Source organism: Kribbella polygonati, assembly GCF_050320105.1.
In the GTDB taxonomy this organism is placed as follows: domain Bacteria; phylum Actinomycetota; class Actinomycetes; order Propionibacteriales; family Kribbellaceae; genus Kribbella.
Window position 1 is genome coordinate 7,468,531 of the sequence record NZ_CP190129.1, and the last position, 12,799, is coordinate 7,481,329.

Genomic DNA, 12,799 nt, shown 5'->3' on the forward strand with positions numbered 1-12,799 from the left:
CGTGTCGGCCCTGGACACCCTGGTGAAGAAGCCGCTGAACTCGCTCGACAAGCTCGGCGAGCAGCTGGCGTTCTACATCAAGGCGCTGGCCTGGTCCGGCAAGTCCGTCACCCGGTACCGCAAGGAGATCCTGCGGCTGCTCGCCGAGGTGACGCTCGGCACCGGAGCGCTCGCGGTGATCGGCGGCACCGTCGGCGTGATCACGTTCCTGGCGTTCTTCACCGGTACCGAGGTCGGCCTGCAGGGCTACTCGGCGCTGAACCAGATCGGTACGTCGGCGTTCGCCGGCTTCGTGTCGGCGTACATCAACACCCGCGAGATCGGCCCGCTGATCGCCGGGATCGCGCTCGCCGCGACCGTCGGCTGCGGGTTCACCGCGCAGCTCGGCGCGATGCGGATCAGCGAGGAGATCGACGCCCTCGAGGTGATGGCGATCCCGTCGCTGCCGTTCCTGGTCACCACCCGGATCATCGCCGGCCTGGTTGCCGTGATCCCGCTGTACGTCGTCGGCCTGCTCTCGTCGTACTTCGCGACCCGGCTGACCGTGACCACGTTCTACGGGCAGAGCACCGGTACGTACGACCACTACTTCCACCTGTTCCTGCCGCCCGGGGACGTGCTCTGGTCGTTCGGCAAGGTGCTGGTGTTCTCGGTGCTGGTGATCCTGGTGCACTGCTACCACGGGTACCACGCCACCGGCGGCCCTGCCGGCGTCGGCGTCGCCGTCGGGCGGGCCGTGCGTACGTCGATCGTCGTGATCAACGTCGTCGACCTGCTGCTCTCGATGGCCATCTGGGGTACGACGACCACTGTGAGGCTGGCCGGATGACCCGACTTATCTCGCACAAGGTGCTGGGCGTGCTGTTCATCGGCGTCCTGGTGTTCCTGCTCTGGCTGACGTACGCGTTCTACGCCAAGGTCTTCGTCAAGACCGTGAACGTCGAGCTGAAGACGAGCCACATCGGTCTGCAGCTGAACGAGCACGCGGACGTGAAGCTGCGCGGCATCATCGTCGGCGAGGTCCGCAAGGTCTCCACGAACGGCGACGAGGCGACCGTCGACCTGGCGCTGAAGCCGGACCAGGTGGACGAGATCTCCGCCGCGGTCAGCGCCCGGATCCTGCCGAAGACGCTGTTCGGCGAGAAGTACGTCGCACTCGTGCCGCCGAACGGCCCGGAGGGCGCGCACATCAAGGCCGGCGACGTGATCCAGCGGGACAAGACCGCGGTCGGTATCGAGATCGAGAAGGTGCTGAACGACGCGCTGCCGCTGCTCCAGGCGGTCGACCCGGCCGACCTGAACGCGACGCTGAACACGCTGGCGACCGCGCTCGAGGGCCGCGGTACCGAGATCGCCGGCACGCTGACCCAGCTGGACGCGTACCTGAAGAAGCTGAACCCGAGCGTCCCGAAGCTGATGGACGCGCTCGCCAAGCTCAGCCAGGTCTCGGACATCTACGGCGACGCGACCCCGGACCTCGTCCGCGCGCTGCGCAACCTGACCATCACCGGCAACACGGTGGTCGAGAAGCAGAAGCAGCTGCAGTCGTTCTTCGTCGACGTCCAGCAGCTGTCCACGACCGGCAACACGTTCCTGAAGGCGAACGAGGACCGGGTGATCCGGCTCGGCCAGGTCAGCCGCCCGGTGCTGGACCTGCTGGAGAAGTACGCCCCCGAGGTGCCGTGCTTCCTGCAGGTGATGACCGACACCACGCCGATCCTGAACGACACGTTCCGCAACGGCCAGCTGAACATCAACCTCGAGCTGATCACCAACCAGCCGACGCCGTACGCGCCGAACGAGAAGCCGGTGTACGCCGACCACCGCGGCCCGACCTGTGTCGGCAAGAACTACAGCGTCCCCGGTGAGAAGCCCGGCCCGTACACGCAGCAGAACCCGGCGCCGTACGTGACCGGCGACGACGGCGTGATCGGCGACCACAACAAGAACCAGCGCTTCCCGGTGAACCTGAAGCTGAACAGCGTGATGCCTGGCGCCGCGATGGACACCCAGGGCGTCGGTACGCCGGCCGAGCAGCAGGTGATCGACTCGGTCGTCGGCCCCGCGATGGGCGTGCCCGCGAACGACGTACCGGATCTGACCACGCTGATCGTCGGACCGCTCCTCCGCGGCGGGCAGGTGAACCTCCGATGAGCTTCTTCGACAAGAAGACCACCTTCGACACGGTCCGGCTCGGGATCTTCGTGGTCGTGACGACGATCGCGACCGCGCTGCTCGCGGTGACGATCGGGAACATCAGCTTCAACCCGACGACGAAGTACCGCGCGGTCTTCACCGACGCGGTCGGGCTGAACCAGGGCGACGACATCCGGATCGCGGGCGTCAAGGTCGGGCAGGTCGACAAGATCGCGCTCTACCAGGACAAGCTCGCGATGGTGACGTTCAGCGTCGACTCCGACCAGGTGCTGGACTCCTCGACGCACGCGACGCTGCGCTACCGGAACCTGGTCGGCAACCGGTACATCGCGCTCACCGACGGTGTCGGCGGCGGCCCGCGGCTGAAGCAGAACGGCATCATCCCGAAGGAGCGGACGACGCCGGCGCTGGACCTGTCGGTGCTGTTCAACGGGTTCAAGCCGCTGTTCACCGCGCTCACGCCGGCGGACGTGAACCAGTTCGCGTTCGAGGTGATCAAGGTGCTGCAGGGCGAGGGCGGCACGATCGAGTCGCTGCTGGCCAAGACCGCGTCGCTGACCACCACGCTGGCGAACGCCGACCAGGTGATCGGCGACCTGATCACGAACCTGACCTCGACGCTGCAGATCGTCTCGCAGCGGCAGCAGAACTTCTCCCAGCTGCTGGTCAACCTGCAGCAGTTCATCACCGGCCTGAGCCAGGACATCAACCCGATCCTCAGCTCGCTGACCTCGATCAACTCGCTGAACACCAAGACCGCCGGCCTGTTGCAGCAGACCCGGGTGCCGATCAAGGCCGACCTGGACAAGCTCCGCACGGTCGCGAGCACCCTCGACGACACCCAGTCGATCTGGGTGAAGACGCTGCAGTTCATGCCGCAGAAGCTGAACACGATGACCCGGACCGCGTCGTACGGCTCCTGGTTCAACTTCTACCTGTGCAACTTCGACGGCAACGTCACGCTGCCGATCGGCACCCGGATCCCGGTGGCCTACGACAACAACTCGGCGAGGTGCAAGAAGTGAAGCCCTTCCGGGAACAGAACCAGGTGACGATCGGCGTGATCGGGCTGACCGTGATCGGCCTGATCATGCTGGCCGCGTTCAAGGCCCAGGACCTGCCGCTGATCGGCGGCGGCACGAAGTACTCCGCGCAGTTCTCCGAGGCCGGCGGGCTGAAGGCGAACGACGAGATCCGGGTGGCCGGCGTGCGCGTCGGCAAGGTCCGCGACGTGGTCCTCGAAGGCACCCACGTGCGGGTCGACTTCGTGGTCGACAAGGGCGTGAAGCTCGGCGACGAGACCGGCGCCGAGATGAAGATCAAGACCCTGCTCGGGCAGAAGTACCTGAAGCTCGACCCGGCCGGTTCGGGTCAGCTCAAGCCGGGTTCGGAGATCCCGCTGGACCGGACGATCTCGGCGTACGACGTGGTCGACGCGTTCACGGACCTCGCCAACACCACCGAGCGGATCAACACCGCGCAGCTGGCGAAGGCCCTGGACACGCTGTCGGCGACGTTCCAGAACACGCCCGAAGAAGTGCAGGCCTCGCTGACCGGCCTGTCCAGGCTGTCCGAGAACGTCGCCAAGCGCGACGCCCAGCTGAAGCTCCTGCTGCAGCACTCGAACGTGGTCACCAAGGTGCTTGCCGACCGCAACCAGCAGCTGATCAAGCTGATGAAGGACGGCAACAAGGTCTTCCAGGCGGTGCAGGCCCGGCGGGCGCTGATCCACCAGCTGCTGGTGTCGACGCAGGCGCTGTCCGCGCAGATCACCGCGCTGGTCCGGGAGAACCGCAAGGACCTCGCGCCGACCCTGCAGAAGGTGAACGCGGTGCTCGCGGTGCTGCTGCAGAACCAGAACTCGCTGGACGCCAGCCTGAAGGGGCTCGCGCCGTTCGTCCGGGTCTTCACGAACACGCTCGGCACCGGGCCGTGGTTCGACACGTACCTGCAGAACCTCGCGCCGGTCCCGGAGATCCCGTTGCCCAAGGTGCTGCCCACCGGGCTGCCCCCGATCCTGGGAGGTGGCGGGTGATGAAGGTCAACGGGCTGTCCCGGCTGATCGCGCTGGCGGTGATCCTGGTGATCGTCGCGGTCAGCGCCGTCACGCTGTGGCCGAAGCCCAAGCGGGTGACCGCGACGGCGTACTTCCCGCGGGCGGTGTCGATCTACCCGGGCTCCGACGTCCGGATCCTCGGCATCAAGGTCGGCGAGGTGGAGAGCATCACGCCGGCCGGGCGCTCGGTCCGGGTGAAGTTCTGGTGGGACGCGAAGAACAAGGTGCCCGCGTCGGCGAAGGCGGTGATCGCGTCGCCGTCGATCGTCGCGGACCGGTACCTGCAGCTCACGCCGGCGTACTCCAAGGGCGACGTGATGGCCGACGGCGCCGAGATCCCGCTGGACCGGACCGCCGTACCGCTGGAGCTCGACCAGATCTACCAGAGCCTCAACGACCTGTCGGTGGCGCTCGGCCCGAAGGGTGCGAACGACCAGGGCGCGCTGGCCCGGTTGCTGGACGTCTCGGCGAAGAACCTGAACGGCCAGGGCGCGAAGATCAACCAGACCATCACCGACGTGTCGAAGCTGACCAGCACGCTGTCGGGGAACTCGTCGGCACTGTTCAACACGATCCGGCAGCTGCAGACGTTCGTGTCGGCGCTGGCGGCGAACGACGCGCTGGTGAAGCAGTTCAACACGAACTTCGCCCAGACCACGACCACGCTGGCCGGTGAGCGGAAGGACCTCGGTACGGCGCTGGCGCTGCTGGCGACCGCACTCGGCGAGGTCGCGACGTTCGTGAAGGACAATCGGGGGCTGGTGAAGACGACGGTCTCCAGCGCCACCCAGCTGTCGCAGATCCTGGTGAAGGAGAAGGCCGCGATCGCGGAGGTGCTGGACACCGCGCCGCTCGGCCTCGGCAACCTGGCCCGGATCTACAACCCGCAGTTCGGCACGCTGGACCAGCGCATCAACCCCGGCCAGCTCGACGACCCGGCGACGTTCATCTGCTCGATCCTGATCCAGGCGGGACAGGGGATGTCGTCCTGCTCGGCGCTGAAGCCGGTGCTGGACGCGCTCAACAAGCTGACCAAGATCACCGGACTCGCCGGCGGCGCTCCCGCCAGCGGCGGCCCGGCCGGTACGCCGTGGGCGCCCGCGCCGCAGGCCCCGCTGAACCGCCCGGACCCGGTCGACCCGACGCTCGGGGGGCTGGTCAAGTGAAGCGCCGTTTGTCGTTCGTCGCCGGAGTGGCCGCGCTCGCGATGCTGCTCACCGGGTGCGACTTCTCCGTGTACTCGCTGCCGCTCCCGGGCGGCGCGAAGATCAAGGGTCCGTCGTACTCGGTCACCGTCGAGTTCGCGGACGTCCTGGACCTGGTGCCGAAGTCGTCGGTGAAGGTCGACGACGTCACGGTCGGCACGGTCGAGAAGGTCTGGCTGGACGGGTACGTCGCGAAGGTGCGGATCCGGCTGCCGAAGAGCCTCGACCTGCCGGACAACACGCATGCCACGATCCGCCAGACCAGCCTGCTCGGCGAGAAGTTCGTGTCGCTGTCCCGGCCGACCGGGTCCGAGCAGCCGCACGGCAAGCTCGAGAACGGCGAGCTGATCCCGCTGTCCCGGACGACCAGCAACGTCGAGGTCGAGGAAGTCCTGTCGGCGCTGTCGCTGCTGCTGAACGGCGGCGGCGTGGCCCAGCTGCAGATCATCACCCAGGAGCTGAACAAGGCCCTGACCGGCAACGAGCCGGCCATCCGGAGCGTGCTGACGCAGCTGAACATCTTCGTCGGCACCCTGGACCAGAACAAGGCCAAGATCATTACCGCGATCAAGTCGGTGGACGCGCTCGCGAAGAAGCTGAACGCGCAGAAGGCGACGCTGGCGACCGCGATCGACTCGCTGCCGAACTCGATCAAGGTGCTGGACCAGCAGCGGGCCGCACTGGTGAAGACGCTGCAGGCGCTGGCCACGCTCGGCAACACGGCGACCCGGGTGATCACGTCCGCGCAGCAGGACCTGGTGGCGAACCTCAAGTCGCTGTTCCCGATCCTGACCAAGCTGGCCGAGGCGGGGGAGAACCTGCCGAAGTCGCTGCAGCTGCTGTTCACGTACCCGTTCCCGGACCAGGCCGCCAACGCCGCGAAGGGCGACTACACGAACCTCGGCATCACCGTGGACGTGGACACCCAGAAGGCGCTGAAGAGCCTGATCGGGATCGACCTGCCGACGGTCGGCCCGACCGCCATCCCGACCGGCCGGATCAGCCTCCCGATCCACCTGCCGACCAGCGCGGCCACCTCGCTGCCGAACCTGCCGGTGCCGACCGGGACCGCGACGACCTGCATCACGCTGCTCGGGCAGCCGATCTGCACACCGAAGCTCAACCGGTCCGGGTTCGACCCCGACCTGGCCCGGGCCCTGATGCCGGGAGCGGTCTCATGATCACCAGAGCGGTCCGGATCCAGCTGATGGTGTTCCTGCTGATCACCGTCGTCGGCGTCGCGTTCGTCGGCGCCCGGTACGCGCAGGTCGACCAGTTGGTGGTGAACAAGAACTACACGGTCAGCGCCAGCTTCGCCGAGTCCGGCGGGATCTTCTCCGGCGCCGAGGTGACGTACCGCGGACAGCCGGTCGGCCGGGTCGGCGAGCTCAAGCTGCTGCCCGACGGCGTCGACGTGAACCTCGAGATCGACAAGAAGTACAAGATCCCGAACGACCTGGTCGCGGTGGTCGCGGACCGGTCCGCGATCGGCGAGCAGTACGTCGACCTGCAGCCGCGCCGCGACGGGGCGCCGTACCTGCAGGACAACTCGAAGATCGCCCGCCAGGACACCGCGATCCCGATCGACACCACCGAGCTGCTGCTGAACCTCGACCAGCTGGTGAACTCGGTCGACAAGGAGAGCCTGCGGACCACGGTCCGTGAGCTCGGCGCCGCGCTCAAGGGCAAGGGCACCGACCTGCAGAAGATCATCGACAGCTCCGGCAAGCTGATCGACGACGCGGACGCGAACGTGCTGCAGACCATCAAGCTGATCAACGACGGCGACACCGTGCTGGCCACCCAGGTGGCGAGCGGCGACGCGATCAAGACCTGGGCGAAGAACCTCGCGCTGCTGTCCGACACCCTGGTCGCCTCGGACACGAACCTGCGGACCGTGATCGACCAGGGCTCGCTGGCCTCCACCCAGATCACCGGGCTGATCCAGGACAACAGCGCGGACGTCGCGGTGCTGCTGGGTAACCTGCTGACGGTGAGCCAACTGACCGCGGTCCGGCTGGATGCCGTCGAACAGCTGATGGTGGTGTATCCGGCGGTGGCGATGGGCGGGTACGTCGTACCGGCCAAGGACCCGGGCACCGGGCACTACGACGCGCACTTCGGCCTCGTCGTCGGGCTCAGCCCGCACGCGTGCACGACCGGGTACGGCGGCACCGACAAGCGAGTCCCGCAGGACGTCGCGAACACGCCCGCGAACACCGGTGCCGCGTGTACGGCGAACCCGTCGACCGGCGTGAACGTCCGCGGCTCGCAGAACAAGCCGGCCCCGTCGTCGCGGTACCTGAACCGGACCGGGTACGGCGTCGGGTACGACCCGGCGACCGGTCAGGCGGGCGGTACCGGCGGGATGCCGGACATCGTGCTCGGCTCGACCGGCGGACAGCAGGAGCTGCTCGGCAGCGACTCCTGGAAGGCACTCATCCTCGGACCGGTGACGGGCAAGTGATCGCACGGAACGGCCGGCTGGTGCTGGCCTGGGCGCTGAGCGTGCTGCTGATCGTGGCACTCGTCGGGCTGACCCTCTCGGTGGTGGCGCTGAGCAAGCAGCGCGCCGCGGCCGAGCAGCGCAGCGGCGCGATGAAGGCGGCGCGGCAGCTCGCGCTGGACTTCACGACGTACAACTACGAGACCTGGGACGCGGACTCGAAGCGGGTCATCGACGACTCCACCGGGCAGTTCAAGCAGGAGTTCCAGGCCGGGATCGACGCGGTGAAGACCGACGTGGTGTCGAACAAGGCGACCTCGAAGGGGGACGTGAAGGAGGCGGGTGTGGTGTCCAGCGACAAGGACTCCGCGCAGGTGCTGGTGATCGTGAACGCGGTCGTGACCAACACCGCCTCGACCACCGGGACCGAGCGCCGGTACCGGATCAAGCTGGACATGGTCCGCGAGAAGGGCCACTGGCTGACCGCCGACCTGCAGGTGGTGGGCTGATGCCGTCGCCACGCAACCGCCCCCGGATCGCCGGCCAGCGCCGCCCCGCGAAGCCGGAGGAGAGCGTCCAGGACGTTGTGACACCAGTCACAGCGGAGCCTGAGAAGGAAGTGGTTCCGGAGCCGGTCGAGCCCGAGACTTCTACGGAGAGTGACCGCCCGCGCGGTTTGGGGAACGTACTGACCGCCGCGCTCGGCGTGGTCGTCGTACTGACCCTGGCCGTCGCCGCCGTGCTCGGCATCAAGGCCTGGCACGGCCAGCAGGCCGAGGACGCCCGGGACCAGGCCGCCGCGGCCGGCCGGAAGGCCGCTGAGACCGCTCTCAGCTACGACTACCAGCACCTGGACCAGAGTTTCGCCGCCGCTCGGGCGACGATGACGCCGGACTTCGCCGCGAAGTTCGACGAGACCGCGAAGGTGGCCGGCGAGCTCGCCACCAAGACCAAGGCCACCGTGAAGGCCGACGTCCGCGAGGTCGCGGTCCGCGACGGCGACGCCGACCGGGTCACGCTGATCATCTTCGTGAACCAGACGACGACCAGCACGATCACGAAGGGTAGTCCCCGGGTGGACCTGAACCGGACCCGGTTCACCATGGTCCGAAACGGCGACCGATGGCTGGTCCAGGAGATCGCCGGACTGTAATCTCTACCTAACTCCGCACCGAGGGGCGCCGGAGGTCTCGTGGGTGATCTGCTCACTGGAGATCCCGGGTCGGTCCTTGACGGAGAGGGTGGTCCGACGGCAAAATATTGGACCCCATTGGACAGGCTTGCCTGGATCATGTAGCCTATTGCTTTGCGCTGCCTTTCTCTCGCCCTCGCTCGGGTCTCCGACTTGACTGGGGCGGCTTGGCGTGCGCACCCAGCACCGATGTGATTTTGCGAGCCCGTGGAAGGACGCCCCTTGGTCGCCTCGCGCAACCCCCAGTCCGACAGCATTTCCAACGTCACCGGCCCCCGCCGCATCTCCTTCGCAAAGATCTCCGAGCCGCTCCAGGTTCCGGATCTGCTTGCGCTGCAGGTGGACAGTTTCGACTGGCTGGTCGGCAACGAAACGTGGCAGGCCCGCGTGGCCGCCGCCGAGGCCGAGGGGCGGTCGGACCTGTCCGGCCCCAGCGGCCTGGAAGAGATTTTCGAGGAGATCTCCCCGATCGAGGACTTCAGCGGCACCATGTCGCTGTCGTTCCGCGACCACCGCTTCGAGCCGCCGAAGAACACGGTCGACGAGTGCAAGGAACGGGACGTCACGTACTCCGCTCCGCTGTTCGTCACCGCCGAGTTCATGAACAACGAGACCGGCGAGATCAAGAGCCAGACCGTGTTCATGGGCGACTTCCCGCTGATGACCCGCAAGGGCACGTTCGTGATCAACGGCACCGAGCGGGTCGTCGTGTCCCAGCTCGTCCGTTCGCCCGGTGTGTACTTCGAGCGCACCCCGGACAAGACGTCCGACAAGGACATCTTCACCGCCAAGATCATCCCGTCGCGCGGCGCGTGGCTGGAGTTCGAGGTGGACAAGCGCGACATGGTCGGCGTCCGCCTCGACCGCAAGCGCAAGCAGAACGTCACCGTCCTGCTGAAGGCGCTCGGCTGGACCGACGCGCAGATCCTCGAGGAGTTCGGCGACTACGAGTCGATCCGCCTCACCCTGGAGAAGGACCACACCTCCGGGCAGGACGACGCGCTGCTGGACATCTACCGCAAGCTGCGTCCGGGTGAGCCGCCGACCCGCGAGGCCGCGCAGGCGCTGCTGGAGAACTACTACTTCAACGGCAAGCGCTACGACCTGGCCAAGGTCGGCCGCTACAAGATCAACAAGAAGCTCGGCCGGGACGAGGCGCACGACCAGGCGGTGCTGACCGTCGACGACATCGTCGCCACGATCAAGTACCTGGTCGCGCTGCACGAGGGCAAGACCGAGCTGCCGGCTCCGCGCGGCGAGATCGTGGTCGAAGAGGACGACATCGACCACTTCGGCAACCGCCGGCTGCGCACCGTCGGTGAGCTGATCCAGAACCAGCTGCGCACCGGCCTGGCCCGGATGGAGCGCGTGGTCCGGGAGCGGATGACGACCCAGGACGTCGAGGCGATCACGCCGCAGACCCTGATCAACATCCGCCCGGTGGTCGCGGCGCTGAAGGAGTTCTTCGGTACGTCGCAGCTGTCCCAGTTCATGGACCAGACCAACCCGGTCGCGGGCCTGACCCACAAGCGCCGGCTGAACGCGCTCGGCCCGGGTGGTCTGAGCCGTGAGCGGGCCGGCTTCGAGGTCCGCGACGTCCACCCGTCGCACTACGGCCGGATGTGCCCGATCGAGACCCCGGAAGGCCCGAACATCGGCCTGATCGGCTCGCTCGCGTCGTACGGCCGGGTGAACGCGTTCGGCTTCGTCGAGACGCCGTACCGCAAGGTCGCCGACGGCGCCGTCACCGACCAGGTGGACTACCTGACCGCCGACGAGGAGGACCGGTTCGTCATCGCGCAGGCGAACGCCGCGCTGACCGACGACAACCGGTTCGCCGAGGAGCGCGTACTGGTCCGCCGCCGGCACGGCGAGGTCGAGCTCGTCCCGGTCGAGGACGTGGACTACATGGACGTCTCGCCGCGCCAGATGGTGTCGGTGGCGACGGCGCTGATCCCGTTCCTCGAGCACGACGACGCGAACCGCGCGCTGATGGGTTCGAACATGCAGCGCCAGGCGGTGCCGCTGATCACCTCGGACGCCCCGCTGGTCGGTACCGGCATGGAGTTCCGCGGTGCGGTCGACGCGGGTGACGTGGTCACCTCCGACAAGGCCGGTGTGGTCAAGGAGGTCTCGGCCGACCTGATCGAGATCGCCGCCGACGACGGCACGTACCAGACCTACCGGATGGCGAAGTTCCGCCGCTCGAACCAGGGCACCTGCATCAACCAGCGCCCGCTGGTGGACGCCGGGCAGCGGGTCGAGATCGGTACGCCGCTGGCCGACGGTCCGTGCACCGACGAGGGCGAGATGGCCCTCGGCCGGAACATGCTGGTCGCGTTCATGACGTGGGAGGGCTACAACTACGAGGACGCGATCATCCTCAGCCAGCGCGTCGTGCAGCAGGACCTGCTGACCTCGATCCACATCGAGGAGCACGAGGTCGACGCCCGGGACACCAAGCTGGGCCCGGAGGAGATCACCCGGGACATCCCGAACGTCTCCGACGAGATGCTGTCCGACCTGGACGAGCGCGGCATCATCCGGATCGGCGCCGAGGTCACCACCGGTGACATCCTGGTCGGCAAGGTCACCCCGAAGGGCGAGACCGAGCTGACCCCGGAGGAGCGGCTGCTGCGCGCGATCTTCGGTGAGAAGGCGCGCGAGGTCCGCGACACGTCGCTGAAGGTGCCGCACGGCGAGGAGGGCACCGTCATCGGTGTCCGGGTCTTCGACCGCGACAACGGCGACGAGCTGCCGCCGGGCGTCAACCAGCTGGTCCGGGTCTACGTCGCCCAGAAGCGGAAGATCTCGGTCGGCGACAAGCTGGCCGGCCGGCACGGCAACAAGGGCGTCATCTCCAAGATCCTGCCGGTCGAGGACATGCCGTTCCTCGAGGACGGCACCCACGTCGACGTGATCCTGAACCCGCTGGGCGTGCCCGGCCGGATGAACGTCGGCCAGGTGCTGGAGACCCACCTCGGGTGGATCGCCAGCCGCGGCTGGGAGGTCGACCCGGAGAACGAGGAAGAGTGGGCACAGCGGCTGATCAAGCTCGGTGCCGGCTCGGCCGAGCCGATGACCAACGTCGCCACCCCGGTCTTCGACGGCGCCACCGAGGAAGAGGTCACCGGCCTGCTGTCCTCGACGCTGCCGAACCGCGACGGCGTCCGGATGGTCAACGGCCAGGGCAAGGCGCGGCTGTTCGACGGCCGTTCGGGTGAGCCGTTCCCGGACCCGATCGGTGTCGGCTACATGTACATCCTGAAGCTGCACCACCTGGTCGACGACAAGATCCACGCGCGGTCGACCGGTCCGTACTCGATGATCACCCAGCAGCCGCTGGGCGGTAAGGCCCAGTTCGGTGGCCAGCGGTTCGGCGAGATGGAGGTGTGGGCCCTGGAGGCCTACGGTGCCGCCTTCGCGCTGCAGGAACTGCTGACCATCAAGTCCGACGACGTCGTCGGGCGGGTCAAGGTGTACGAGGCGATCGTCAAGGGCGAGAACATCCCGGAGCCGGGTATCCCGGAGTCGTTCAAGGTTCTGGTCAAGGAAATGCAGTCCCTCTGCCTCAACGTCGAGGTGCTCTCGTCCGACGGAAGCCGGGTCGAGATGCGCGACAGCGAGGAGGACGTCTTCCGGGCGGCGGAGGAACTGGGCATCGACCTGTCCCGGCGCGAGCCGAACAGTGTCGAGGAGGTCTGAGCGGGTTGCCGCTTGACATCAACAACCAACTCACTCAG

10 protein-coding genes are annotated in these 12,799 nt (G+C 67.5%); all 10 read left to right on the plus strand.

What is annotated here, in order from left to right:
• The first annotated feature begins 1 nt into the window (after position 1).
• Positions 2-829, plus strand: coding sequence for an MlaE family ABC transporter permease (locus ACQHIV_RS35760; protein ID WP_427888765.1), 828 nt, complete (start codon positions 2-4; stop codon positions 827-829).
• The gene (locus tag ACQHIV_RS35765) at positions 826-2,154 is read left to right on the plus strand and encodes an MCE family protein (protein WP_427888766.1); all 1,329 of its coding nucleotides are present in this window, start codon (positions 826-828) and stop codon (positions 2,152-2,154) included. The genes ACQHIV_RS35760 and ACQHIV_RS35765 overlap by 4 nt, the downstream gene beginning before the upstream one ends.
• Complete coding sequence (locus tag ACQHIV_RS35770) at positions 2,151-3,182, plus strand: MCE family protein (RefSeq protein WP_427888767.1); 1,032 nt, start codon at positions 2,151-2,153, stop codon at positions 3,180-3,182. Before ACQHIV_RS35765 ends, ACQHIV_RS35770 begins: the two co-directional genes overlap by 4 nt.
• Entirely contained in the window at positions 3,179-4,192 is a 1,014-nt protein-coding gene (locus tag ACQHIV_RS35775; RefSeq protein ID WP_427888768.1) for an MCE family protein, read from the plus strand. Before ACQHIV_RS35770 ends, ACQHIV_RS35775 begins: the two co-directional genes overlap by 4 nt.
• Positions 4,192-5,379, plus strand: coding sequence for an MCE family protein (locus tag ACQHIV_RS35780; RefSeq protein WP_427888769.1), 1,188 nt, complete (start codon positions 4,192-4,194; stop codon positions 5,377-5,379). The genes ACQHIV_RS35775 and ACQHIV_RS35780 overlap by 1 nt, the downstream gene beginning before the upstream one ends.
• Entirely contained in the window at positions 5,376-6,599 is a 1,224-nt protein-coding gene (locus tag ACQHIV_RS35785; protein WP_427888770.1) for an MCE family protein, read from the plus strand. Before ACQHIV_RS35780 ends, ACQHIV_RS35785 begins: the two co-directional genes overlap by 4 nt.
• Positions 6,596-7,885, plus strand: a complete 1,290-nt coding sequence (locus ACQHIV_RS35790; RefSeq protein ID WP_427888771.1) for an MCE family protein — start codon at positions 6,596-6,598, stop codon at positions 7,883-7,885. Before ACQHIV_RS35785 ends, ACQHIV_RS35790 begins: the two co-directional genes overlap by 4 nt.
• Positions 7,882-8,373 (plus strand): hypothetical protein, encoded by a 492-nt coding sequence (locus ACQHIV_RS35795; protein ID WP_380197827.1) that lies wholly within the window; start codon positions 7,882-7,884, stop codon positions 8,371-8,373. The genes ACQHIV_RS35790 and ACQHIV_RS35795 overlap by 4 nt, the downstream gene beginning before the upstream one ends.
• Complete coding sequence (locus ACQHIV_RS35800; protein ID WP_427888772.1) at positions 8,373-9,017, plus strand: hypothetical protein; 645 nt, start codon at positions 8,373-8,375, stop codon at positions 9,015-9,017. The genes ACQHIV_RS35795 and ACQHIV_RS35800 overlap by 1 nt, the downstream gene beginning before the upstream one ends.
• A 261-nt stretch (positions 9,018-9,278) precedes the next feature.
• Entirely contained in the window at positions 9,279-12,761 is a 3,483-nt protein-coding gene (gene rpoB / locus ACQHIV_RS35805; RefSeq protein WP_427888773.1) for a DNA-directed RNA polymerase subunit beta, read from the plus strand.
• Positions 12,762-12,799 lie beyond the last annotated feature (38 nt).